General features: G+C 70.3%; 17 protein-coding genes and 1 pseudogene. 8 read left to right on the forward strand and 10 right to left on the reverse strand.

What is annotated here, in order from left to right; all coding sequences use genetic code 11:
- Nucleotides 1–36: 36 nt before the first annotated feature.
- The 8 genes from tsaA to M1L60_RS37010 are packed head-to-tail and all read right to left on the reverse strand — an operon-like array spanning nucleotide 37 to nucleotide 8,506.
- Nucleotides 37–438 carry a tRNA (N6-threonylcarbamoyladenosine(37)-N6)-methyltransferase TrmO gene (tsaA, locus tag M1L60_RS36975; protein ID WP_253242222.1) on the reverse strand — a complete coding sequence of 134 codons (402 nt, stop codon included), beginning with the start codon at nucleotides 436–438 and terminating at the stop codon, nucleotides 37–39.
- Nucleotides 439–442: 4 nt separating this feature from the next.
- A complete protein-coding gene (locus M1L60_RS36980) occupies nucleotides 443–1,675 on the reverse strand; it encodes an iron-containing alcohol dehydrogenase (RefSeq protein ID WP_253242223.1) in 1,233 nt (410 codons plus the stop codon).
- An 18-nt stretch (nucleotides 1,676–1,693) separates the two neighbouring features.
- A complete protein-coding gene (locus M1L60_RS36985) occupies nucleotides 1,694–3,133 on the reverse strand; it encodes an NAD-dependent succinate-semialdehyde dehydrogenase (protein ID WP_253242305.1) in 1,440 nt (479 codons plus the stop codon).
- Nucleotides 3,134–3,146: 13 nt separating this feature from the next.
- Nucleotides 3,147–4,223 carry an ABC transporter ATP-binding protein gene (locus M1L60_RS36990; RefSeq protein ID WP_253242224.1) on the reverse strand — a complete coding sequence of 359 codons (1,077 nt, stop codon included), beginning with the start codon at nucleotides 4,221–4,223 and terminating at the stop codon, nucleotides 3,147–3,149.
- Complete coding sequence (locus M1L60_RS36995; RefSeq protein WP_253242225.1) at nucleotides 4,223–5,290, reverse strand: ABC transporter ATP-binding protein; 1,068 nt, start codon at nucleotides 5,288–5,290, stop codon at nucleotides 4,223–4,225. Before M1L60_RS36995 ends, M1L60_RS36990 begins: the two co-directional genes overlap by 1 nt.
- Nucleotides 5,290–6,141, reverse strand: coding sequence for a carbohydrate ABC transporter permease (locus M1L60_RS37000; RefSeq protein WP_253242226.1), 852 nt, complete (start codon nucleotides 6,139–6,141; stop codon nucleotides 5,290–5,292). Before M1L60_RS37000 ends, M1L60_RS36995 begins: the two co-directional genes overlap by 1 nt.
- Nucleotides 6,141–7,091, reverse strand: coding sequence for a carbohydrate ABC transporter permease (locus M1L60_RS37005; protein WP_253242227.1), 951 nt, complete (start codon nucleotides 7,089–7,091; stop codon nucleotides 6,141–6,143). The genes M1L60_RS37000 and M1L60_RS37005 overlap by 1 nt, the downstream gene beginning before the upstream one ends.
- Nucleotides 7,088–8,506 (reverse strand): extracellular solute-binding protein, encoded by a 1,419-nt coding sequence (locus tag M1L60_RS37010; protein WP_253242228.1) that lies wholly within the window; start codon nucleotides 8,504–8,506, stop codon nucleotides 7,088–7,090. Before M1L60_RS37010 ends, M1L60_RS37005 begins: the two co-directional genes overlap by 4 nt.
- Before the next feature lie 310 nt (nucleotides 8,507–8,816).
- Here M1L60_RS37010 and M1L60_RS37015 point away from each other — a divergent pair, with 310 nt between their 5' ends.
- The 3 genes from M1L60_RS37015 (at nucleotide 8,817) to M1L60_RS37025 (ending at nucleotide 11,019) form a co-directional block, all read left to right on the forward strand.
- A complete protein-coding gene (locus M1L60_RS37015; protein WP_253242229.1) occupies nucleotides 8,817–9,560 on the forward strand; it encodes a GntR family transcriptional regulator in 744 nt (247 codons plus the stop codon).
- Nucleotides 9,561–9,649: 89 nt separating this feature from the next.
- Entirely contained in the window at nucleotides 9,650–10,213 is a 564-nt protein-coding gene (locus M1L60_RS37020) for a DJ-1/PfpI family protein (RefSeq protein ID WP_253242230.1), read from the forward strand.
- On the forward strand, nucleotides 10,210–11,019 hold the full coding sequence (locus tag M1L60_RS37025; RefSeq protein WP_253242231.1) for an alpha/beta fold hydrolase: 810 nt from the start codon (nucleotides 10,210–10,212) through the stop codon (nucleotides 11,017–11,019). Before M1L60_RS37020 ends, M1L60_RS37025 begins: the two co-directional genes overlap by 4 nt.
- A gap of 42 nt (nucleotides 11,020–11,061) precedes the next feature.
- Here the strand turns inward: M1L60_RS37025 and M1L60_RS37030 are convergent, their stop codons facing one another.
- Both M1L60_RS37030 and M1L60_RS48395 read right to left on the reverse strand, forming a co-directional pair.
- Nucleotides 11,062–11,499 carry an endo-1,4-beta-xylanase gene (locus M1L60_RS37030; RefSeq protein ID WP_253242232.1) on the reverse strand — a complete coding sequence of 146 codons (438 nt, stop codon included), beginning with the start codon at nucleotides 11,497–11,499 and terminating at the stop codon, nucleotides 11,062–11,064.
- Between the two features lie 88 nt (nucleotides 11,500–11,587).
- Nucleotides 11,588–12,151, reverse strand: a pseudogene (locus M1L60_RS48395) (endo-1,4-beta-xylanase); the annotation flags it as partial.
- 569 nt (nucleotides 12,152–12,720) lie between these two features.
- On the opposite strand from M1L60_RS48395, the gene M1L60_RS37040 reads away from it, so the two are divergent.
- The 5 genes from M1L60_RS37040 to M1L60_RS37060 are packed head-to-tail and all read left to right on the forward strand — an operon-like array spanning nucleotide 12,721 to nucleotide 23,687.
- The gene (locus M1L60_RS37040; protein ID WP_253242234.1) at nucleotides 12,721–15,552 is read left to right on the forward strand and encodes a PQQ-dependent sugar dehydrogenase; all 2,832 of its coding nucleotides are present in this window, start codon (nucleotides 12,721–12,723) and stop codon (nucleotides 15,550–15,552) included.
- Between the two features lie 14 nt (nucleotides 15,553–15,566).
- Complete coding sequence (locus M1L60_RS37045; protein WP_253242235.1) at nucleotides 15,567–17,225, forward strand: ThuA domain-containing protein; 1,659 nt, start codon at nucleotides 15,567–15,569, stop codon at nucleotides 17,223–17,225.
- Nucleotides 17,222–20,074 (forward strand): glycosyl hydrolase family 95 catalytic domain-containing protein, encoded by a 2,853-nt coding sequence (locus tag M1L60_RS37050; RefSeq protein ID WP_253242236.1) that lies wholly within the window; start codon nucleotides 17,222–17,224, stop codon nucleotides 20,072–20,074. The genes M1L60_RS37045 and M1L60_RS37050 overlap by 4 nt, the downstream gene beginning before the upstream one ends.
- Nucleotides 20,071–21,330 (forward strand): ricin-type beta-trefoil lectin domain protein, encoded by a 1,260-nt coding sequence (locus M1L60_RS37055; protein ID WP_253242237.1) that lies wholly within the window; start codon nucleotides 20,071–20,073, stop codon nucleotides 21,328–21,330. Before M1L60_RS37050 ends, M1L60_RS37055 begins: the two co-directional genes overlap by 4 nt.
- Nucleotides 21,327–23,687, forward strand: a complete 2,361-nt coding sequence (locus M1L60_RS37060) for an RICIN domain-containing protein (RefSeq protein ID WP_253242238.1) — start codon at nucleotides 21,327–21,329, stop codon at nucleotides 23,685–23,687. The genes M1L60_RS37055 and M1L60_RS37060 overlap by 4 nt, the downstream gene beginning before the upstream one ends.
- Nucleotides 23,688–23,811 lie beyond the last annotated feature (124 nt).

Below are 23,811 nucleotides of genomic sequence, written 5' to 3' on the forward strand. Positions count from 1 at the left end.
CCGTGTTCCCACCGGGGCATGGCGCCAGGGTACCGGCTAGCGGGTCACGCCCAGGGCCGGCTTCACGTCGACGATCGGGGTGCCGTCGACCGCCTCGAGGTCGGCCACCCGCAGCCGCAGACCGTCGACCTCGAGCACCCGCACCCGGTGCAGGCCGACCGGATTGGGCCGGTCGGCCGACCGGGTGCTGAAGACGCCGGTCAACGGGTTGGCCGGATCGTCGCGCGGGTGGACGGCCAGCAGGGACCGGTCGGCGAGGTGCAGCCAGGTCAGCAGGAACAGGTCGTCGCCGACAGCCAGGTTCCGCAGACCCGCGGCCACGGCGGGCTCGAAGGACAGCCAGGCCTCGGGCCCCCCTTCCACCCCCTGTTTGGGCGCGTTCGCCGGATCGGTCAGGGTCGACTCGACCACGCCGATCGGCCGGATCTCATAGGACATGTCTTCATGATGGACCCGAGTCGAGCGTCAGGACGGGACGGGTCCGCTCGCCGGTCCAGGCGGCTTCGAGGACCGCGGTCAGGCCGGCCGTGTCGGTCGGGCCCGGGTGGTTCTGGATCAGGCGGGTGACGCCGCCGGCCATCTCGGCGAAGCGGGGGAGGTCGGCCCGGGCCACGCCGATGTCGGCCAGGGTGGCCGGGATGCCGATGTCGGCCAGGAGCCGGTCGAGCCAGGTGAGGAACGCGTCGGCCGCCTCGGCCTCGGAGGCGCCGGCCACGTCGAGCCCGCACACCCCGGCCAGGGTGGCCAGCCGGTCGCCGATCGCGTGCCGGGCCGCGTCCAGCGCGTACGGCAGGAGCAGCCCGACCCCCAGGCCGTGCGGCGTGTGCGTGGCCGCGCCGATGGGGTACTGCAGCGCGTGCGGCGCCGCGTTGCCCGCGTGCGAGAAGGCGATCCCCGCGAGCATGGACCCGTACGACATGTCCGCCCGGGCGTCCTTGTCCCCGCCGTCCAGGACAGCGCGGCGCAAGCTCCGGGCGATCCGTTCCGCGGCCCGCAGCGCGTAGTGGTCGGTGATCGGGTTGCGGCCGAGGAAGACCTGCTCCACCGGGTCGCGCGGACCGTGGGGCCGGGGCCGGGCGGTGTAACTCTCGACCGCGTGACAGAACGCGTCGATGCCGGAGTGGGCGGTGACGCCGGCCGGGCAGGTGTAGGTGAGCTCGGGGTCGACGATGGCGAAGTCGGGCACGATGTGCACGCTGGAGACGCCGACCTTCAGCTCGCGGTCGGGGTCGGTCAGCACCGAGACGGGGGTGAGCTCGGAGCCGGTGCCGGAAGTCGTCGGGACCGCGATGAGAGGAATCGTCGGCCCGGGCACCCTCGACTCGCCGTAGTAGTCGCGCGGGCTCCCGCCGTGGCGCCGGATGACGCCGACGATCTTGGCCAGGTCGATCACCGTGCCACCCCCGACGGCGAGGATCACGTCGGCGTCCACCGCCGCGGCGGCCGCGACGGCCAGGTCGACATCGGTGAGTGGCACGTCGGGAGTCGCGTCGGAGAACACCTCGACCCTTCCCCGTACGGCGGCCACGATCTCGGCCACGGCCGGCTGCCCCAGCAGCACCCGGTCGGTGACGATCAGGACCCGCGAGCCGCTCTCGGCCACCACCCGGGGGATGTTCTGGGCGACACCTTCGCCGACGATCAGCTGGCGTGGTCCGCGGACAGTCTCGAGCATGTCAGGGCCTCTCCGGGGTCACGGTAGGTCGATCGCGGCGTACGTGAGGTCGAGGTATTCACCGATGCCCTCGTGCGACCCCTCCTTGCCGAGGCCGGACTGCTTCACGCCGCCGAACGGGGCCGACGGATCGGAGATCAGGCCCCGGTTGATGCCGAGCATTCCCGTGTCCAGGCCCTCGGCGAATCGCAGCGCCCGTTGGAGGTCGCGGGTGAAGACGTACGCGACCAGGCCGTACTCGGTGTCGTTGGCCTGGGCCAGCACCTCGTCGTCGGCGGTGAACGAGATGATCGGCGCCACCGGCCCGAAGATCTCCGTCCGCAGCATCCGCGCCTCGCCGGGCACGTCGACGAGGACCGTGGGCGGGTAGAAGTGTCCCGGCCCGGCCGGACGCTCGCCGCCCACCAGGACGCGGGCGCCGCGAGCGACCGCATCGGCCACGAGCTCGTCGATCCGGGCGACCGCGGCCTTGTCGATCAGCGCTCCGACCTGCACACCGTCGTCGAGGCCATGGCCCATCGCGAGCGCGCCCATCCGCGCGGCGAAGCGGGCCGTGAACTCCTCGCGCACCGGCTCCTCGACGTAGATCCGGTTGGCCGCGATGCAGGACTCCCCGATGTTGCGCATCTTGGCCACCATGGCCCCGTCGACCGCCCCGTCCAGGTCGGCGTCGGCGCACACGATCAGGGCCGCGTTGCCGCCCAGCTCCATCGAGGCGCGCAACACGTTGTCCGCCGCCTGGCGCAGCAGCACCCGCCCGACCTCGGTCGACCCGGTGAACGAGAGCTTGCGGGTGCGGCGGTCGGCCAGCAGGGCCGAGACCACGTCGCCGGACCGCTTGGTGGTCACCACGTTGACGACGCCCGGGGGCACGCCCACCTCTTCCATGATGCGGGCCAGCAGCAGCATGGTCAGGGGCGTCTGGGCGGCCGGCTTGGTGATCGTCGTGCAACCCGCGGCCAATGCCGGAGCGATCTTGCGGGCGCCCATGGCCAGCGGGAAGTTCCACGGCGTCACGAAGACGCACGGCCCGACCGGCTTGGGCACGGTGAGGATGCGGTATCCGCCGTGGGGAGCCGTGTTGTAGCGCCCCTCGACGCGCACCGCCTCCTCGGCGAACCAGCGGAAGAACTCGGCGCCGTACGCCACCTCGGCCCGGGCCTCGGCCAGCGGCTTGCCCATCTCGAGGGTGATCAGCCGGGCCACCTCGTCGGCGCGCTCGGTCAGGGCCCGGTACGTCGCGGTCAGCAACTCCGATCGTTTCCGCGGCGGAGTCGCCGCCCACTGCGCCATCGCCGCGCTCGCCGCGTCCAGCGCGGCGAGCCCGTCGGCCACGCCGGCGTCCGCGACCTCGGCGATGGTCCTGCCGGTGGCCGGGTCCTCGACGGCGAAGGTGGCTCCGGTCGCGGCGTCGCGCCAGGCGTCGCCGATCCGGAGCCGGCAGTATTCGGGAAGCAGGACGTTCACGCGATCACCGCCCGGCCGCGGCGAGCGACAGCCCGGTGCCCGCGTCGAACAGGTGGGCCCGGTCCAGGTCGACCGAGACGACCAGCCGTTCGCCCGGCGTGCCGGTGACGGTCGGCCGGGCCTTGACCTTGAGGATCTCCGTGCCCACGCGGACGTCGACCACCGTCCGGTCACCGAGCGGTTCGAGCCCGTAGAGCTCGCCCGGCAGGGACGCGGCCCCCCGCTGCTCGACCGAGAGGTCCTCGGCGCGGACGCCCAGCAGCAGCGAGCGACCGTCCTCGGCCGTGGTCCAGCGCGGCCGCGGCAGCGACCAGCCCTCCGCGCCGACCAGACGGTCGCCCTCGGCACGGCAGGCGAGCAGGCTGATCGGCGGGCTTCCGACGAAGCTCGCGACCCACTGGTTGGCCGGGCGCTCGTACACCTCGGTCGGCGTTCCGACCTGTTGCACCCTTCCTTCCTTGAGAATGGCCACCTGGTCGGCCATGGACAGCGCCTCGACCTGGTCGTTGGTCACGTAGACGAAGGTCGCGCCGAGGCTGCGGTGGATGCGGGTGAGCTCGGTGCGCATCTCGACCCGGAGCTTGAGGTCGAGGTTGGTCAGCGGCTCGTCCATGAGGAACGCGCGCGGACTGCGGACCAGCGCCCGGGCCAGGGCCACCCGCTGCATCTCGCCGCCCGACAACTGCGCGGGACGGCGCTGCAGCAGCCGGTCGATGTGCAGCAGGCTCGAGACCCGTTCGACGGCCGCGGCGATCTCGCCCGGCGAGCAGCGGCGGGCCCGCAGCGGTGAGGCGATGTTCTCGTACGCCGTGCGGCGCGGGTAGAGGGCGTAGCTCTGGAAGACCATGGCCAGATCGCGCGCGGCCGGGGTGTCGCCGGTCGCGTCCCGGCCGTCCAGATGCACCGACCCGGCGTCCAGCTTCTCGAGGCCGGCGATCGCGCGCAGGGTGGTCGTCTTGCCGGCCCCGGACGGCCCGAGCACGACGAAGAACGAGCCGTCGGGCACGTCGAGGGTCACCCCGTCCAGGGCCTGGACCTTGCCGAAGGACTTGCTCAGCCCGTGTGCTGTCACGGTTCCCATCAGGCCACCAGCTCTTCCGTACGCACGTCGTAGACGGCCGGGGCCCGGCCGGTGTGCCGCAGCCCGACCCTGGCGTCGGTGTCGAACCGGACGGTCGCGGGCATCCGCACCCGGACGTCGCGCGCACCGCCGTGGTCGACCACGTAGATGATTTCGTCGCCCAGCCACTCGGCCGAGACGACGCGGGCCGGGACGGAGCTGTCCGCCCCCGGTTCCGCCACCTCCAGCGCCTCCGGCCGGACGCCCGCGACCAGGCGCCGGTCGCGGGGCAGGCCCGGTGGCGGCGCGAGGGCCAGTCCGCCCTGGCCGCGCAGCTTCCCGTCGGCCACCTCGACCTCGATCAGGTTCATCGGCGGGGAGCCGATGAACGCGGCGCAGAACAGGCTGGCCGGGCGGTCGTAGACCTCCAGCGGGGTGCCGACCTGCTCGACGCGCCCTTTGTTGAGGATGGCGATCCGGTGCCCGAGTGACATGGCCTCGACCTGGTCGTGGGTGACGTACACCATCGTCGTTCCCAGCTCGCCCTGCAGGTGTTTGATCTCGGTACGCATGTCCGCCCGCAGTTCCGCGTCCAGATTGGTGAGGGGTTCGTCCATGAGGAAGGCGCGCGGCCGTCGCACCAGGGCGCGGGCGAGGGCGACGCGCTGCTGCTCCCCGCCGGACAGCTGGCGCGGCCGCCGGTTCAGCAGCGGGGCCAGCCGCATCAGCCGGGCCGCCTCGTCGACCCGTTCCTGCACCTCCCGCTTGGGCAGTCCCTCGGCCCGGAGCGGAAAGGCCAGGTTGTCGCGGGTCCGCAGGTGCGGGTAGAGCGCGTAGAACTGGAACACCATGGCGATGTCGCGCTCGGCCGGCGGCAGATCGTTGACCAGCGTCTCGCCGATGCGGATGTCGCCCGTCGTCTGCCGCTCCAGGCCGGCGACGGCCCGCAGCGTGGTCGTCTTGCCGCACCCCGAGGGCCCGAGCATCACGAACAGCTCGCCGTCGGCGATGGACAGGTCGACGTGTTCGACCGCGACCGTGCCGTCCGGGTAGCGCTTGTGCAGCGCGGTGACCTCGATGCCGGCCATCAGCGTCGCACCGCCCCGAGGGTCACACCGGCGACGAGGTGCTTGCGCACCAGGTAGGCGAAGACGAGCACCGGCAGTGCGAACACCACCGACGAGGCCGCCACGAGTCCCCAGTCCACAGTGGTGCCACCGATGAGGCCGGCGATGGCCGGTGGGGCCGTCCGCACGTCGTCGCTGGAGGTGAGGAAGATGGCGAACACGAACTCGTTCCACGAGAAGATGAGGGCGAACACCGCGGTGGCGGCGATGCCGGGCACGAGCAGGGGCAGAGTGAACTTCCGGAACGCCTGCAAGCGGGTGTAGCCGTCGAGCATGGCGGCGTCCTCGTACTCCGCGGGCACCTCGTCGACGAAGCCCTTCATCATCCAGATCGTGAACGGGACGTTGAACGCGGTGTAGATGAGGATCAGGCCGAGCGCGCTGTCGATGAGCCCGACCTGGCGGTACATCAGGAAGATCGGGATCACGACGACCACGGGCGGCATGAAGCGGGTGGACAGGATGAAGAACAGCTGGTCCTTCTTGGCCTTCAGGGCGAAGCGCGAGTAGGCCCACGCCGCCGGGACGCCGAGCACGGTGGCCAGCACGGTGGAGACCCCGGCGACGATGACGGAGTTGAGGAACGAGGTGGACAGCGTCGAGCGGCCGCCGCCGGACGAGACGAACACGTCCCTGTAGTGGTCGAGGGTGATCTTGAAGTCGAGGAACTTGGCCGGTACGGCGTAGACGTCCCGGTTCTCCTTGAGCGACGTCTCGATCATCCACAGCACCGGGAAGAGCATCACGACGGCCAGCACGGTCAGCAGCACGATCTCCAGCGCCGAGCGGCCCCGGCGGGCGGACACGGCCATCAGTCCTCCTTGAGCTTGTTCAGGTACCGCAGGTAGAGCTGCGTGAGGACGATGACGACGAGGACCATGAGAATTCCGTACGCCGAGGCCGTCCCGGTGTTGAAGCCGAGGAACGCGACCTTGTAGACGTGGAACGACAACGTCTCGGTCGAGACCCCGGGACCACCGCTGGTGAGGATGTAGACGAGGTCGAACAGCCGGAACGCCTCGATGGCCCGGAACAGCACAGCGATGAGCAGCAGCGGCCACACCAGCGGCAGGGTGATGGTGCGGAACCGGAACCACTCGGACGCCCGGTCGATCGAGGCGGCCTCGTACAGGTACCTGGGCACCGCGGTCAGCCCGGCCAGGGCGATGAGCATGATGAACGGCGTCCACTGCCAGGTGTCGACCACGATCAGAGAGATCAACGCCGTCCGCTGCCGGGTCAGCCACTCCACCGGCTCCAGGCCGAGCGAGCCGAGCAGGCTGTTGACCACGCCGAACTGCGCGTCGAGCATGAAGCGCCAGAACAGCCCGACCACGACCGGCGACAGCATCATCGGCACCAGGAACAGGGTGGTCAGCAGCCCTCGCCCCCGCGTGCGCCGGGAGATCAGGTAGGCGATGGTGAAACCGAGCACGGTCTGCAGGCCGACCGCGCCGACCACGTAGATCAGCGTCGTCAGGGCCCGCTGGTGGACCTGGGCCGAGGTCAGGATGGCGGTGTAGTTCCCGAACCAGACGAACGCGGCCGGCCCGCCGCGGGTGGCCGAGTAGTCGGTGAAGGACAGGTACAGCGCCCACAGCAGCGGGAACACCGACATGGCCAGCAACAACAGCAGCGCGGGGGCGATGAAGAGGACCGCGAGCCGGCGGTCGGTCAACCGGGGGGACCGGCCCCGGGCAGGCGGCATCGGCGTTGCCACCTGCCCGGGACGGTCGGTCTTCAGGGCGACGGGGTCACTCACAGCCCGCCGCCGCCCTTGCGGCCGCTGGAGTCGAGCACGGCCTGCTGTTCCTTGGCGATGTCGTCGAGGGCCTGCTTCGGCTCCTTGGCCCCGTTGAGCGCCGCGTTGACGTTGGTGTTCTCGATATCGACGAGGCGCGCGTACTCCGGCACGTTCCACATGTCGCGCATCCGGGGCACCGAATCGGCGTACACCTTGTTGAACGGCCCGGCATTGAGGAACTCGGGCGACTGGATGGCGTCCGTCCGCGAGGGCACGCCGCCGGCCGCGGCCCACTTCTTCTGGATGTCGGCCTGCTCGAACCACTTCATGAAGTTCAGGGCCTCGGCCTGGTTCGCCGCGGGGGAGTACGCCGACACGTGCATCCCCATGCCGCCGAGCGGAACCAGATCCGTCTTCTGCTTGGGCAGGGTGGCGAAACCGAGCTTGTCGAGGATCTGCTCCCGCGATTTGCCGAGCGTCGACTGTTCCGGGTCGAGCAGGCCGCCGCTGGCGGCGATCCAGTTGAACGCGATGCAGGCCTTGCCCTGGGCCACCGCCGCGTTCACCTCGTCGATGAACCAGTTGCCGGAACCCTTCGCGGTCAACGGCTTCATCTTCTTGACCAGGACGTCCATCGCCTCCTGGCCGGCCGGGTCGTTGAGGACGCCCTCGATTTTCTTCGCCTTGGCGTCCCACAGGTTGCCGCCGTAGACGCCGTTGACCGTGTTGTAGGTGACGGCGGCGGCGTCGGAGCCGTTGGCCTGGTGGAAGGCGAGCCCGCTGACGCCCGGGTTCTCGGTCTGGCACTTCTCGGCGGCCGAGATCATCTCGTCCCAGGTCTGCGGCGGCTGGTCGCCGATCAGGTCCTTGCGGTAGATCATCGTCCAGGTGTCGCCGAGCAGCGGCAGCCCGTACAGGCTGGCGTTCTCGTCGCGCCGGCCGGTCTCGGCCTGAGGGAACTGACCATAGGCGGCCAGCAGGTACGGGTCGTAGGCCTCGACCTCGATGTTGTTCTTGACGAAGTCGGTGAGGTCGAGGATGTTGCCGTTCGTCACGGCCTCGCCGATGTGCTGCGAGTCCAGGATCGCGATGTCGAAGTCGGTCTTGCGGGCGGCGAACTGGGTGAACATCGCGTCGTGCCAGTTCGCGTTCGGCACGGTGTTGACCTTGATGGTCGCGTTCGGCCGGACCTTCTTGTACTCCTCGTTGGCGAAGGTCTCCAGCGCTTTCGCGGGTGGCCACTCGAACCAGACGAAGCTCAGGGTCAGCGGGTCCGCGCTGAGCTCGGGGATGGTGGCCGGCGCTTTGGGCGCGCCGGTCCGGGCGCCGTCGCCGCCGTCGTCGCCGCACGCCGCCATGGTCGTGGCCACCAGCAGCAGGGCCGCCGTCGCCAGCCGTATCTTCCGACCGGTGGTTCGCTTGGGATGCCGCATCTTGTTGCCTGCTTTCTGGACGGATACTTCGAGAGCCTCGCTATGTGCTCGCCCAGCAGTCACTGGGTTGTACAGGCGTGAGCCGGCGCTACGCGTAGGCCGTGATGTTCGAGGTCCGCACGCCGTGGAGAAGGATGTCGAGCATGCTTCGGGGAGCTTCAGTGATCGAGATAGAGCGTCGGCGGTGAGTTCCGCGGTGGCGGGGATCTGCCGCGTTTCCTATACGATCCGGGTGAGGGCGCCAGCATGACGCAGCGTTGTGACTGATGTCAACAGGTCGTGAGAACGCGAGAAAGGACCGCACGTCACGATGGACGACGAAGCGATGATCGCGAGGGGCGGCCGGGCCACGACGAGCGGAATGCCGCCGCCCCGGCCCGGTGGCCGGCTCGCCGACGACGTGTACGACACGCTGCTCGGACAGCTGATGTCGTTGCGGATCGAGCCCGGCTCCCGTGTCACGATCGACGTCCTGGCCCGTGAGCTGGGAGTTTCCCAGACGCCGATCCGGGACGCGTTGAACCGGATGGAGGCCGAGGGTCTGGTGGTCCGGGTGCCGCACGCCGGCTACCGCATTCCCCCGCAGATCACCCGGCAACGATTCGAGGACATGCTCGAGGTCCGCCTGCTCCTCGAGCCGGCGGCGGCCCGCCGATCGGCTGAACGGGCCTCGTTGGAGCAGGTCAGCGGCCTGCGCCGGATGCTGGTAGAGATGGCCGAGCTGGAGGGGGGCGCCGGGCTCATGGCCTACGGCGCCTTCGGGCTGCGCGATGCCGCATTCCACGATCTGGTCGCGCTGAGCGCGGAGAACCAGGTCATCCGGGAGACGCTCGCCCGCCTGCACAGCCACGTGCACCTGTTCCGGTTGCACCGTGACACCCAGGTCACCCACCTGGCCATGGCCGAGCACGAGGACGTGGTGGCCGCGATCGCCGCGCGCGACCCGGACGCCGCCGCCTACGCGATGCGCCGGCACATCCTGCGCTCGGGCCAGCGTTTCGGGCGGTTGTTCGACGAGATCGAGCGGGCCGGTGAGGTGCCGGTGGAGGCTTGACGGGCGGGTCGGGCCGAGCGATGCTGAGCCCCATCAGATCGGATCGGATCTGATTTGACACAGCCGCCATCGGATGCGAGGAGAAGCAGGTGCCCAGAGCGCTGCTCCTGACCGGCGACGCCGCCGAGGAGCTCGACACCATGTACCCCTACTACCGCGTGCAGGAGGGCGGCTGGGAGGTCGACGTCTCGTCCCGGACGATGCGTGACATCCAGCTGGTCATCCACGAGTTCGACCCGAACTCCGACGCCTACGTCGAGAAGAACGGCCGCAAGCTGCCGGTCGACGTGCCCTGGGCCGAGGTCGACGTCGAGCGCTACGACGCCCTGATCATTCCCGGCGGGCGGGCCCCCGAGTGGATCCGGGTCGACGCCGACGTCCGGCGCATCACCGAGCACTTCTTCGCGCGCAACCTTCCCATCGCGCTGGTGTGCCACGGTGCTCAGGTGCCGGCGGTGTACGGATTGCTGAAGGGCCGGAAGACGGCGTGCTTCCCGCCCATCACCGGTGACATGGAGAACGCGGGCGCGACCGTCATCGACGCGCCCGACGTCGTGGACGGCAACCTCGTCTCGTGCCGGGGCTGGCCCGACATGCCGCAGTTCGGCCGGGCGATGATGGAGGTCTTCTCGAAATCCGTCAACGCCGCGTGACGGTCACCGTCGACGGCTCCCCGGTCCACGTCCTGACCAGTGGCAGCGGCCCGGCGGTTCTGATGCTGCACGGTTCCGGGCCCGGCACGACCGGGTCCGGCGCGTGGGCGGCCACGGCCCAAGCGCTGGGCCCGGCCCGCCAGGTGGTGGCCCCGGACCAGGCCGGTTTCGGCCGCACGCCGGTCCCGGCGGGCGCTCGCGGCGGGCTCCGGTTGTGGACGGAGCAGGCCGCGGGCCTGATGGATGAGCTCGGCGTCGAGTCGTACGCCGTGGTGGGGCATTCCATGGGCGGCGCCGTCGCGCTGGCGCTGGCCGCCGCCCGGCCGGAGCAGGTCACCCGGGTCGTCGCGGTCTCGACGATGGGCGCCCCCGGGGCGCCGCTGTCGGCCGATCTCGACGCGCTCTGGGCCGCTCCCGCCGGCCCGGCCGGGGCCCGGGACATGTTGAGCCGCCTCTTCCTCGACCAGGCGCTCGTGACCGAGGCTGCCGTCGACGCCCGGGCGGCCGCCATGCGGGCGGGAGAGGCCGCCTTCGCATCGTTGTTCCCGCCGCCGAGGGCGCGGTGGGCCGAGGACCTCGCCCTCTCCGCGGCGGCACTGGCGGCGATCCGCGCTCCCGTGCTGCTCGTCCACGGCGCGCAGGACGCGGTGACTCCACTGGGGACCGCGGCCCTGCCCCTGCTCGACCATCTGGCCGACGTCCGGCTGCACGTGTTCGGGCGATGCGGGCACGTGCCGGCGATCGAGCACCCGCACGAGTTCCGGCGACTCCTGTCGTCCTTCCTCGGCCCGGACCGGGATCGATAGATCGCTGCCGCCGGCCGCGTGCCGGCGGCAGCGATCATGTGCTCAGCGGCGCGGGGCGCCCGAGGCGAGGGCCAGAGCCTGCTGCAACACCTCGTACTGTCCCTTGGGGTTCAGCTGCTCGTCGTAGATCAGGGCGGCGCCCTCCTGCGGGTCGGTGAACCAACCGGGCACCCACGAGTAGGAGTCGCCGAAGCCCCACGGCGTGAACGAGATGCAGGCCCGGACGGCCAGGCAGGCCTGGAGCGTGCGGGACCAGTAACTCTCCTGGGCGTACGGGGCGAGCGCGTTCACCGGCTCGTTCACCGCGTCCGGCTTGGTCTGCGTGCGCACGTCCACCTCGGTCAGCGCGACCTTCAGCCCCAGGGCGGCGAAGCGCTGCAGGTTGTTCGTCAGGTCGGGGTAGCCGTACTGGGTGGAGAGGTGGCCCTGGAACCCGACGCCGTGGATCGGGACGCGCTGCGCCTGCAGCGAGCGGACCATCGCGTACGCGGCGTCGCTCTTGACCCCCGGTGAACTCGAGGTTGTAGTCGTTGTAGAACAGCAGGGCCTTGGGGTCGGCCTGGTGCGCCCACCGGAAAGCGTCGGCGAGGTAGCCGGTGCCGCCCCACGCCTTGTACCAGATCGTCTGGCGGGGCTGACCGTTGTCGTCGAAGGCTTCGTTGACCACGTCCCACTGCCAGATGTCGCCCTTGAAGTGCCGCATCGTCTCGAAGATGTGCTTCTTCAGGGCCGCTTTCACCTCGTCGTTCGACAGGGTGGTCGTGGTGCCGTCGGACGACAGCCAGGCGGGCAGCTGGTTGTGCCACAGGAGCGTGTGGCCGCGGACCAGCTGCTTGTTCTTCTTCGCGAAGGCGACCATCTGGTCGGCCTTCTGCCAGGTGTAGTTGCCGCGTACGGCCTCCACCTCGGCCCACTTCATGGAGTTCTCCGCGGTGACCGAGGAGAACTGCTGCGCGGTGATCTGCGTGTAATTCTCGTTGGTGCCCAGCTGGTCGGCGTTCACGGCCGTGCCGATGCGCAGGCCGACGCGGTCGGCGAGCGCGCGGAGCGAATCGGCGGGGTAGGGCTGCGGTGGTTTCGGTCCCGGCGGCGTGGCATCGGCCGGGACCGAGCCGACGAAGGTCAGCAGCATCGCGGCGCTGACAACGGAAAGCGGAAGTCGAAGACGACCCACGGGAACTCCTTGCGCGAGAACGATGAGGACAGGGGAGCCGAAACTTCCGGAAACATCTCGGAAGTAACGACAGGAATCTATGCGTGCCGGTTCGGCTGGTCAAGGGCTCGGTTCCGGGCGAGGCCGGCGGCAGCACGGCGCGCGCTTTGCGCGCAGGGTGCGATTTTTCTCCGGCTGGAAAGTGTTACGCCAGGCATTCGCGCGAATCGCGGTCGATCCCGAATGGACCGTCTTCGTTTCCGCTGTGTGAACGACGAGTCAACTATTGACTGCCTTCTATCAACCGCTTAGCGTATGACGTCATACGAATCCCCCACATTCACTCGCCAGGCGAGCTCACAGCCGCCCATCTCACGTTGTTAACGTTCACCCGACTGTTCCGAGCGCCGGGTGCGTTCCGCGGTGGCGATGAGTCCACGTCGCCCGCCGACATGATTCAGCGGCCGGTCGGCCCATTGTTGTGCGGCCCGCCTCGAACACCGACGCCATTTCCGAATGCGAAGCCCGACGGCAAAGGTGACCAATTCATGAGAAGACGTGCTCTGACGGCGGCCGCGACCGCCGCACTCGTGACGGCCGGCTTGCTGGCCGCCGTGACCGGCCCGGTTTCACCGGCCTCCGCCCATCCGGTCAACGCGTCCGACTTCCAGCAGGTCGAGCTGGCCCGGGGCGTGGGCGAGCTGGGCGAGCCGATGTCGATGGCGGTGCTGCCCGACCGCTCGGTGCTGCACACGGCCCGCAGCGGCGTGCTGCGCCGGACCACCGCGGCCGGGGTCACCAGCGTGATCGGCACCCTGCCGGTCTACACGCACGACGAGGAGGGCCTGCAGGGCGTGGGGGTGGATCCCGGATTCTCGAGCAACCGGTACATCTACCTCTTCTACGCGCCCCCGTTGAACACGCCCAGCGGTGACGCGCCGGCCACCGGCTCGGACTTCTCGGTCTGGAACGGGGTCAACCGGCTGTCCCGGTTCACCCTCAACGCCGACAACACGCTCAACACGAGCAGCCAGGTGACCGTGCTCGACGTGCCGACGAACCGGGGCATGTGCTGCCACGTCGGCGGCGACATCGACTTCGACGCGGCCGGCAACCTCTATCTGTCCACCGGGGACGACTCGAACCCGTTCGACTCGGCCGGCTACACGCCGATCGACGAGCGCAGCAACCGCAACCCGGTGTACGACGCCCAGCGCAGCGCGGGCAATACCAACGACCTGCGGGGCAAGGTCCTGCGGATCAAGGTGAACGCGAACGGGTCGTACTCGATCCCGTCGGGCAACCTGTTCGCGCCGGGCACGGCCAATACCCGGCCCGAGATCTACGCGATGGGCCTGCGCAACCCGTTCCGGATCGGCGTCGACAAGGCGACCGGCGTGTTGTACGTCGGCGACTACGGGCCCGACGCCGGCACGAGCAGCTCGACCCGGGGGCCGGCCGGCCAGGTGGAGTTCAACCGCATCACCTCGGCCGGCAACTACGGCTGGCCCTACTGCACCGGATCGAACACGACGAACGAGACCTACGTGGACTACACGTTCCCGTCGGGCCCCTCGGGCAGCCGGTTCAACTGCGCCGCCCCGGTCAACAACTCGCCGCGCAACACGGGCCTGACCACCCTGCCCGCCGCGCGGCCGGCCTGGATCAAGTACGACAACTGCTCGCTGTCCGCGTTCGGCTGCGGCTCGGAGTCGCCGATGGGCGGCGCGGTCTACAACTACGACGCGGCCAACCCGTCCACGGTCAAGTTCCCGTCGCTGCTGAACGGCCACTTCTTCGCGATGGAGTTCGGCCGGCGCTGGATCAAGAGCATCGACGTCAACGCCGACGGGTCGGCCGGGCAGATCAGCGAGTTCCCGTGGCGCGGCACGCAGGTCATGGACAGCGCCTTCGGCCCCGACGGCGCCCTGTACGTGCTGGACTACGGCACCGGCTGGGGCAACGGCGACGCCAGTTCCGCCCTGTACCGCATCGAGTACCGGGGTGGCGGCACCAGCAACCAGGCGCCGATCGCCCGGGTGGCGGCCAATCCCTCGTCGGGCGCGGCCCCGCTGACCGTCAACTTCTCGTCGAGCGGCTCGTCGGACCCCGAGGGCGGAGCCCTGAGCTACGCCTGGAACTTCGGTGACGGCGGCACCTCGACGGCGGCCAACCCCACCCATACGTACACCGCGGCCGGCGAGCGCACGGTCTCCCTCACCGTGACCGATCCGGCCGGCCTCACCGCCTCTGCCTCGACGACGGTCACGGTCGGCAACACCGCACCCACGGTCGTGCTGAACACCCCGGCCGACGGCGGACTGTTCAACTTCGGCGACAGCGTGCCCTACACCATCACCGTGTCCGACCCCGAGGACGGCACGATCGATTGCAGCCGGGTCAAGCTGAGCTACCTGCTCGGCCACGACGACCACGCGCACCCGATCAGCTCGAGCACCGGATGCTCGGGGACGCTGCGGATCCCGGTGGACGGCGAGCACGACACGGCGGCCAACCTGTTCGCGGTGCTCGACGCGGAGTACACCGACAAGGGCGCCAACGGCCAACCCGCGCTGACCACCCGGGCCCAGAAGATCCTGCAGCCGCGGCACCGGCAGGCCGAGCACCGCAACACCCAGTCCGGCACGTCGCTCTACAGCAAGACGACGGCCGAGGGCGGGCAGACCGTTGGTGACATCCAGAACGGTGACTGGATCGCGTTCCAGCGGTACTCGCTCGCGGGCGAGACCCGGTTCACGGCCCGGGTGTCGTCCGGCGGCGCCGGCGGCACGATCTCGGTCCGCGCCGGCTCGGCCACGGGCACCGTGCTCGGCTCGGTCACCGTCCCGGTCACCGGCAGCTACGAGACCTTCACCGACGTGTCGACGACCCTGTCCAACGTGCCCTCCGGCACGACCACGCTGTACCTGACCTTCTCGGGCGGCTCCGGGACGCTGTTCGACGTCGACGCCTTCACCTTCGGCGGCACCTCGAGCGGCGGCGGAACGGGCCGGATCGTCGGCGCGAGCGGCTCGTGCGTCGACGTCAACGCCTCCGGCACCGCCGACGGCACGAAGATCCAGCTGTGGACGTGCGGCACCGGCGCCAACCAGCAGTGGACCCGCACCGGCAGCACCTGGCGGGCCCTGGGCAAGTGCATGGGCGTGGCCGGCGGCGCCACGGCCGACGGCAGCGCGGTGCAGCTGTCGACCTGTAACGGCTCGGCCGCGCAGAACTGGACCGCGGGCACCAACGGTTCGCTGGTCAACGGTCAGTCGAGCAAGTGCCTCGACGCCAACGGCGGCAGCTCGGCCAACGGCACCCAGCTGATCATCTGGACCTGCCACGGCGGCACCAACCAACGCTGGACCCTGCCATGAGAGGAACCCTGGCCATGCGACCACTCACGCGCGTTCTCGCCGCGGCCGCGGCGGCGCTGATCGCCTTCGCCGGCGTCGGCGGCACCCCGGCCAGTGCGGCCGACATCCCGTACGACGTCCTGGTCTTCTCGAAGACGGCGGGCTTCCGGCACGACGCCATTCCGGCCGGCATCCAGCTGATCCGCGATCTCGGGGCGGCCAACAGCTTCTCGGTGACCGCGACCGAGGACGCCGGCCAGTTCACCGCGAGCAACCTGGCCCAGTTCGAGGCCGTGGTCTTCCTCAACACCACCGGCGACGTGCTCAACCCGACCCAGCAGACCGCCTTCGAGAACTACATCCGGGCCGGTGGCGGCTACGTGGGCGTGCACGCGGCCTCGGACACCGAGTACGACTGGCCGTTCTATGGCGAGCTGGTCGGGGCGTACTTCGCCTCGCACCCGGCGATCCAGGCGGCGACCGTCCGGACCGAGAACCGGGCCCACGCGGCCACCGCCGGGCTGGCCCCGGCCGCGACCCGCACCGACGAGTGGTACAACTTCCGCAGCAACCCCCGCTCGACGGCCCGAGTGTTGTCCACCTTGGACGAATCCACCTACTCCGGTGGCTCGATGGGCGGCGACCACCCGCACACCTGGTGCAAGAGCTATCAGGGCGGGCGCTCGTTCTACACGGGCGCCGGGCACACCCAGGCCAGCTACACCGAGGCCGGGTTCCGGGCGCTGATCCTCGGCGGCATCCGGTACGCGGCCAACCGCACCAAGGCCGACTGCCGCCCCGAGACCGGCTACACCGCGCTCTACAACGGCTCCACCACCGGCTGGTCGCAGTCCGGGGCGGGCTCGTTCAGCAACAGCAACGCCACGCTCACCGCGTCCGGTGGGCCCGGCCTGCTCTCGTACAGCGCCAAGGAGTTCCGCTCGTACTCGCTGAAGCTCGACTGGATGACACCGGGCACCGACGACTCCGGCGTGCTGATCGGGTTCCCGGCCGGCAGCGATCCGAACGCGGCGGCCGCCAACGGACATGAGGTGCAGATCGGCGGCGGTACCACCGGGGCGGTGACCGGGTTCCAGCCGGCCGACACCGCCGCCCGCGACGCCGCGCTGAACCCGCCGGGCGAGTGGAACACCTACGAGCTGCTGGTCGAGGGGGAGCGGCTGCAAGTCTTCCTGAACGGCGTCCGGGTCAACGACTTCACGAACACGGACCCGGCGCGCTCCCTGACCTCCGGCTACCTCGGCCTGCAGAACAACGGCGCCGTCTCGTTCCGCCACGTCCGGGTCAAAGAGCTCGGCGGTACGACGCCCCGGGCCGGCCGGATCACCAGCTCCACCGGCAAATGCGTCGACGTGGCCGGGAACAGCTCGGCCGACAGCACCAAGATCCAGCTGTGGAGCTGCACCGGCGGCGCCAACCAGCAGTGGACGGTCAACGGGAGCACCCTGCGGTCGCTCGGCAAATGCATGAGCACCGCGAGCGGGGGTCAGGTTCAACTTTCCGCCTGCACCGGTGCGGCCACCCAGAACTGGACCGCCGGCGCCAACGGATCGCTGGTCAACGCCGCGTCGGGCCGATGCCTGGACGCCAACGGCGGCAGCACGGCCGACGGCACCCAACTGATCATCTGGAGCTGCCACGGCGGCACCAACCAGAGGTGGGTCCTTCCGTGACCGAAGTGACTCGCAGAAAACTGCTCGCGGCGGGGGCAGCCGGGGCCGGGGCGACCTTGCTGCCGACCGGCTGGACCGTGGCCGCGTCGGCCGGCGTGGCCGCGGCGGCCCCCGGTGACCTGGCGCTGCGCTACGACGAGGGGGCCGGAACGGACTGGCTGCGGGCGCTGCCCGTCGGCAACGGCCGGCTCGGTGCGATGGTGTTCGGCAACGTCGACACCGAACGGCTGCAGCTCAACGAGGACACCGTGTGGGCCGGCGGCCCGTACGACTCGGCCAACACCCAGGGCGCGGCCAACCTCGCCGAGATCCGGCGCCGGGTCTTCGCCGACCAGTGGGTTCCGGCCCAGGATCTGATCAACCAGACGATGCTCGGCAATCCGGCCGGGCAGCTGGCCTACCAGCCGGTGGGCAACCTCCGGCTGGCCTTCGGCAGCGCCAGTGGCGCGTCCCAGTACGTACGGACGCTGGATCTGACGACCGCCACCGTGACCACCTCGTACGTGCTGAACGGGGTGCGCTTCCAGCGAGAGGTGTTCGCGAGCGCGCCCGACCAGGTGGTGGCCGTGCGGCTGACCGCCGACCGGGCCAACGCCATCACGTTCAGCGCGACGTTCGACAGCCCGCAGCAGACGACCGTGTCCAGCCCCGACTCGGCGACGATCGGCCTCGACGGCATCTCCGGTTCGATGGAGGGCAAAGCGGGTTCGGTCCGGTTCCTCGCCCTGGCCGGCGCGAGCGTCACCGGGGGCACGGTCAGCAGCTCGGGTGGCACGCTGCGGGTCTCCGGGGCGACGAGCGTGACCGTGCTGGTGTCGATCGGCTCGAGCTATGTCAACTACCGCACGGTCAACGGCGACTACCAGGGCATCGCGCGGCGGCACCTGGCTGCGGCCCGCACGGTCGGCTTCGACCAGATGCGCGCCCGGCACGTGACCGACCATCAGGCACTGTTCAACCGGGTGACGATCGACCTGGGGCGCACGGCGGCGGCCGACCAGACCACCGACGTACGGATCGCTCAGCACGCGTCGCAGAACGACCCGCAGTTCGCCGCGCTGCTGTTCCAGTACGGCCGATATCTGCTGATCGCCTCGTCCCGGCCCGGCACCCAGCCGGCCAACCTGCAGGGCCTGTGGAACCAGGAGATGGCCCCGTCCTGGGACTCGAAATACACCATCAACGCCAACCTGCCGATGAACTACTGGCCGGCCGGCACCACCAACCTCGCCGACTGCCAGCTGCCCGTGTTCGACCTGATCAAGGACCTGGCCGTGACCGGCGCCCGGACCGCGAGCGTGCAGTACGGCGCCGGTGGCTGGGTCACCCACCACAACACGGACGCCTGGCGTGGCTCGTCGGTCGTCGACGGCGCGTTCTGGGGCATGTGGCAAACCGGTGGCGCCTGGCTGGCCACCCTGATCTGGGACCACTACCTGTTCACCGGTGACGTGGACTTCCTGCGGGCCAACTATTCCGCGCTGAAGGGCGCGGCCCAGTTCTTCCTCGACTCGCTGGTGACCCACCCGTCGCTGGGCTATCTGGTCACCAACCCGTCCAACTCCCCGGAGCTGGCCCACCACTCGAACGCCAGCGTGTGCGCGGGCCCGACCATGGACAACCAGATCCTGCGCGACCTGTTCACCGGCGTGGCCCGGGCCACCGAGGTGCTCGGGGTCGACGCCAGCTTCCGGACGCAGGCATTGGCCGCGCGCGACCGGCTGGCCCCGATGCGGGTCGGCTCGCGCGGCAACATCCAGGAGTGGCTGGCCGACTGGGTCGAGACCGAGCGCACCCACCGCCACGTCTCCCATCTGTACGGCCTGCACCCGAGCAACCAGATCACCCGGCGCGGGACCCCGCAGCTGTACCAGGCCGCGCGCCAGACCCTGGAGCTGCGGGGCGACGACGGGACCGGGTGGTCGCTGGCCTGGAAAATCAACTTCTGGGCCCGGCTGGAGGACGGCGGGCGCGCCCATAAGCTGCTGCGCGACCTGGTGCGCACGGACCGGCTCGCGCCCAACATGTTCGACCTGCACCCGCCGTTCCAGATCGACGGCAACTTCGGCGCCACCTCCGGGATCGCCGAGATGCTGCTGCAGAGCCACAACGGCGAGCTGCACGTGCTGCCCGCGCTGCCGTCGGCCTGGCCCATCGGCAGCGTCACCGGGCTGCGCGGCCGCGGCGGCTACACGGTCGGTGCGTCCTGGACCAGCACCAGCACCGAACTCACCGTGCGGCCGGACCGCGCCGGGACGATCCGGGTCCGCAGCCGGCTCTTCGCCGGCCCGTTCGAGATGCGCGACGAGGCGAGCGGGGCCACCGTGCAACCGACCCGGATCGAGTCCGACCTGATGGAATTCGTGGGTCAGGCCGGCCACACCTACCGGGCGTCGGCCGTACGGTCGTCGTCGGGCCCGGTCGAGGCCGGCGTCCACTACCGGCTGGTGGCCCAGCACAGCGGGAAGGCCGCCGACATCAACGCGGCGTCGACCAGCGCCGGCGCCGCGCTGATCCAGTGGCCGGTCGGCAGCGCCCTCAACCAGCAGTTCGACTTCCTGGCCGGCGACGGCGGCTACTACCGGATCCGGGCCCGGCACAGCGGTCTGGTGCTGCAGGTGTCCGGCACCGGCACCGGCGCCGATATCACCCAGCAGGCCGACACGAGCGCCACCAGTCAGCAGTGGCGGGTCGACGACCAGGGCAGCGGGGTGGTCCGGCTGATCAACCGGTTGAGCGGGATGGCGATGGACGTGTGGCAGGCGTCCACAGCCGACGGCGCCCGCATCTCCCAGTGGACCCCCGGCGCCGGCCTCAACCAGCGTTTTCAACTCGTGGTGGTGTCATGATGTCTTTCCTCAAATCGGCGCTGATCGCCGTCCTGCTCGTACTGGTCCCGGGAACCGTGGCCGAGGCCCGCGCGGCCGCGGCCACCCCCGGCTGCGGACGGGCGCCGACCCTGACCAGCGGGACGCACACCATCCAGAGCGGGGGCAAGAGCCGCTCGTTCATCCTCAGCGTCCCGGCCGGCTACGACAGCAACCGGCAGTACCGGTTGGTCTTTGGATTCCACTGGTGGGGCGGCACCGCCGAGGCGGTCGCCTCGGGCGGCAGCGACGGTGACGTCTACGCCCACTACGGGCTACGGCGGCTGGCCGGCGACAGCACGATCTTCGTGGCGCCCCAGGGCCTCGGCAACGGCTGGGCCAACACCGGGGGCGAGGACGTGACGTTCGTCGACGACATGGTCAGCCGGATCGGCGACGGCCTCTGCGTCGACACCACGCAACGTTTCGCGCTGGGCTTCAGCTACGGCGGCGCCATGAGCTACGCGCTGGCCTGCGCCCGGCCGGCCGTCTTCCGGGCAGTCGCCGCCATCGCCGCTCCGGGCCCGATCAGCGGGTGCAGCGGCGGCACCCAAGCGGTCGCCTACCTGGGGATCCACGGCAACGGTGACAACCCCGCGGCCGGGCGCGCGTTGCGGGACAGGTTCGTCCGGAACAACGGGTGCACCGCGCAGAACCCGCCCGAGCCGGCCGCGGGCAGCCGGACCCACATCACCACCGCCTATGCGGGCTGCCGGGCCGGCTACCCGGTGGCGTGGGCCGCCTTCGACGGCGGGCACCAGCAGGGGCCGGTGGACGGCTGCGCGGGCTGCGAGAGCGGCGCCCGCAGCTGGGTCAAGCAGGAGGTCTGGCAGTTCTTCACCGGTGGGACGAGCCCGAACCCCTCGTTCCGGCTGCGCAGCGAGTCGGCCGGGCGCTGCCTCGACGTCAACGGGGCCGGCTCGGCCAACGGCTCGCCGATGATCCTCTGGGACTGTCACGCCAACGCCAACCAGCAGTTCACCCTCACCGGTCAGACCCTGCGGGTGCTCGGCAAGTGCCTGGAGGTGCCCGCGACCTCGACGGCCAGCGCCCCGGCCCGGATCTGGGACTGCGCCGGAGGCCCGAACCAGCAGTGGAATCTCAACAGCAACGGCACCGTCAGCAACGTCCAGACGGGCCTGTGTCTCGACGTGAGCGGCGCCGGCACGGCCAACGGCACGGCCGTTGTCGTGTGGGGCTGCCACACCGCCGCCAACCAGCGCTGGAGCCGAACATGACCAACACGCGACAGAAGACGGCAGGCGCAGCCGCCGCGATGGTGGTCGGGGCGGCGGCCGCCCTGGCCGTCACCGGCCCCGCCCTCGCGGCCGACCAGACCCTCTACGCCGCTCCGTCCGGGTCCGGAACGACCTGCACCGCGGCCCAGCCCTGCTCGCTGTCCACGGCCCAGACGGTGGTGCGGTCGCTGACCGCCTCGATGTCCGGCAACGTCGTCGTCCAGCTGGCCGACGGGGTCTACCGGCAGTCGGCGCCGCTGCGGATGACCGCGGCCGACTCCGGCCGCAACGGCTATCGCGTGATCTGGCAGGCCGCCCCCTCGGCCCGTCCGGTGATCAGCGGCGCCCGGGCGGTGACCGGCTGGTCGCTGGCCGACTCGGGCCGCAACATCTGGCGGGCCGACGTCGGCGCCGGGCTCGACAGTCGCCAGCTCTACGTGGCCGGGGCGGTCGCGACCAGGGCCCGTACGCAAGTCAATCGTTCTGATTTCAGTGCCGACAGCGCCGGTCTGCGGTTCACCAACTCCTCGCTCTCCTATCTCAACAACCTCGGCAATCAGAGCCGGATCCAGCTGGAGAGCGTGGGTTCCTTCACCGACCGGTACGTGTCGGTGCAGCGGATCAGCGGCAACCAGATCACCATGCAGCAGCCCGGGTGGAGCAACAACAACTTCGGGTACGACACCTTCGCCCAGCCGCACCGGGCCGGGCCGCTCTATCTGACCAATGCGTACGAGTTCCTCGACGCGCCGGGGGAGTGGTACCTCGATCCGGCGACGGGTGCGTTGTCCTACATCCCGCTCAACGGGCAGAACATGAGCACAGTCAGCGTCGAGCTGCCCACCGTGCAGTCGCTGGTCCAGGTCGGTGGCACGTATGACGCGCCCGCGCACCACATCACCTTCAGCGGCATCACCTTCACCGGCACCAGCTGGCTCGGGCCGAACAGCAACCAGGGCTACGCCGATCAGCAGACCGGTGCGTACATCACCGGGAACTGGAGCTGGCCCACCTTCACCTCGTGCCACCAGGGCTGCCCGCGGTTCGAGGCGACCCGGCCCAACTGGCAGCAGTCGCCGGCCGCGGTGCAGGTCTCGGCGGCCGACACCATCACGTTCACCGACTCGCAGTTCGTCAACCTGGGGCAGACCGCGATCGGCATCGGCAACGACGCCAACGCGCACGGCAGCGGGGTCGGGCTCGGCGCCACCAATGTGACGGTGAACCGGTCGGAGATCGCGCGCAATGTGGCCGGCGGCATCGTCGTGGGCGGGGTCCGGGCCGACGCGCACCACCCGAGCGACTCGCGCATGGTCAACCGGAACATCACGGTCAGCAACAACCGGATCCACGACCTGGGGCTGGAGCACCGCGGCATCGTGTCGGTGCTGACGACGTACGTCAATAACGCCTCGATCTCGCACAACGAGGTCTACAACCTGCCGTACACCGGCATGTCCATCGGCTACGGCTGGGGCTCCAACGACGCCGGGGGCAGCAATCACTACGCCGACCGGGGCCTCTACAACTACCAGCCGCGGTACTCGACGGCCACCACCGCGTCGGGCAACCAGATGGTCGGCAACTACATCCACGACGTCATGCAGCAGATGACCGACGGCGGTTGCATCTACACCCTGTCGGCCAATCCGGGCTCGGTCATCAGCGACAACTACTGCCTGCGGTCCAACGGGTTCGGGCTCTACTTCGACGAGGGCTCGCGCTACTACACCGCGCGGAACAACGTCTTCTCGTCCACCGGAACCTGGGCCACCGCCAATTACTGGTACGCGGAGAACATGGGCAACTTCACCGTCACCGGCAACTGGTCGACCAACGGCAGCACCAACGTCACCAACGGCGACCGCGGGAACGTCGTCTCGGGCAACGTGACGGTGAGCGGTGGCAACTGGCCCTCGGGGGCTCAGGCCGTGATGGCCGCGGCCGGGCCGCAGAGCAGCGGGACCGACCAGGCCCGGCAGTTCGTGGGCGTCCAGTCGGGCCGCTGCCTCGAGGTCGCCGCCGCCACCAACAACAGCCCGGCTCAGCTCGGCAACTGCGTCACCAGCAGCAACCAGCGGTGGACCTACACGTCCGGCCGGCAACTTCGGCTCGACAGCAACAAGTGCCTCGACGCGTCCGGCCAGGGCACGGTAAACGGCACCGCGGTCATCGTCTGGGACTGCAGCGGCCAGGCCAACCAGCAGTGGACCGTCAACACCAACGGCACCATCACCGGTGTGCAGTCCGGGTTGTGTCTCGACGTCGTCGGCAACGGCACCGCCGCCGGCACCAGGATCAATTTGTGGGCCTGCCACGGCGGCGCCAACCAGCAGTGGCAATCGCGGGGAATCTGAGGTGAGCCGCGGGTCCGGCCGGCTCGCCCCGTAGCCGGACCCGCCGCCTTACCGAGTCCTTACGGCCGCGCCGGAGCCTGATCCGGGCCGCGGACGATGGCGTACCTCCCGCCGACACAACACT

The sequence above is a fragment of the Paractinoplanes aksuensis genome, assembly GCF_024137025.1.
GTDB classification, from domain to species: domain Bacteria; phylum Actinomycetota; class Actinomycetes; order Mycobacteriales; family Micromonosporaceae; genus Actinoplanes; species Actinoplanes aksuensis.

What these genes read in the sequence shown, in the direction of transcription:
- tsaA (WP_253242222.1), bottom strand. Translation starts at nt 438, where the DNA reads ATGTCCTATGAGATCCGGCCGATCGGCGTGGTCGAGTCGACCCTGACC.
- M1L60_RS36980 (WP_253242223.1), bottom strand. Translation starts at nt 1,675, where the DNA reads ATGCTCGAGACTGTCCGCGGACCACGCCAGCTGATCGTCGGCGAAGGT.
- M1L60_RS36990 (WP_253242224.1), bottom strand. Translation starts at nt 4,223, where the DNA reads ATGGGAACCGTGACAGCACACGGGCTGAGCAAGTCCTTCGGCAAGGTC.
- M1L60_RS36995 (WP_253242225.1), bottom strand. Translation starts at nt 5,290, where the DNA reads ATGGCCGGCATCGAGGTCACCGCGCTGCACAAGCGCTACCCGGACGGC.
- M1L60_RS37000 (WP_253242226.1), bottom strand. Translation starts at nt 6,141, where the DNA reads ATGGCCGTGTCCGCCCGCCGGGGCCGCTCGGCGCTGGAGATCGTGCTG.
- M1L60_RS37010 (WP_253242228.1), bottom strand. Translation starts at nt 8,506, where the DNA reads ATGCGGCATCCCAAGCGAACCACCGGTCGGAAGATACGGCTGGCGACG.
- M1L60_RS37015 (WP_253242229.1), top strand. Translation starts at nt 8,817, where the DNA reads ATGGACGACGAAGCGATGATCGCGAGGGGCGGCCGGGCCACGACGAGC.
- M1L60_RS37030 (WP_253242232.1), bottom strand. Translation starts at nt 11,499, where the DNA reads ATGGTCCGCTCGCTGCAGGCGCAGCGCGTCCCGATCCACGGCGTCGGG.
- M1L60_RS37040 (WP_253242234.1), top strand. Translation starts at nt 12,721, where the DNA reads ATGAGAAGACGTGCTCTGACGGCGGCCGCGACCGCCGCACTCGTGACG.
- M1L60_RS37045 (WP_253242235.1), top strand. Translation starts at nt 15,567, where the DNA reads ATGCGACCACTCACGCGCGTTCTCGCCGCGGCCGCGGCGGCGCTGATC.
- M1L60_RS37055 (WP_253242237.1), top strand. Translation starts at nt 20,071, where the DNA reads ATGATGTCTTTCCTCAAATCGGCGCTGATCGCCGTCCTGCTCGTACTG.
- M1L60_RS37060 (WP_253242238.1), top strand. Translation starts at nt 21,327, where the DNA reads ATGACCAACACGCGACAGAAGACGGCAGGCGCAGCCGCCGCGATGGTG.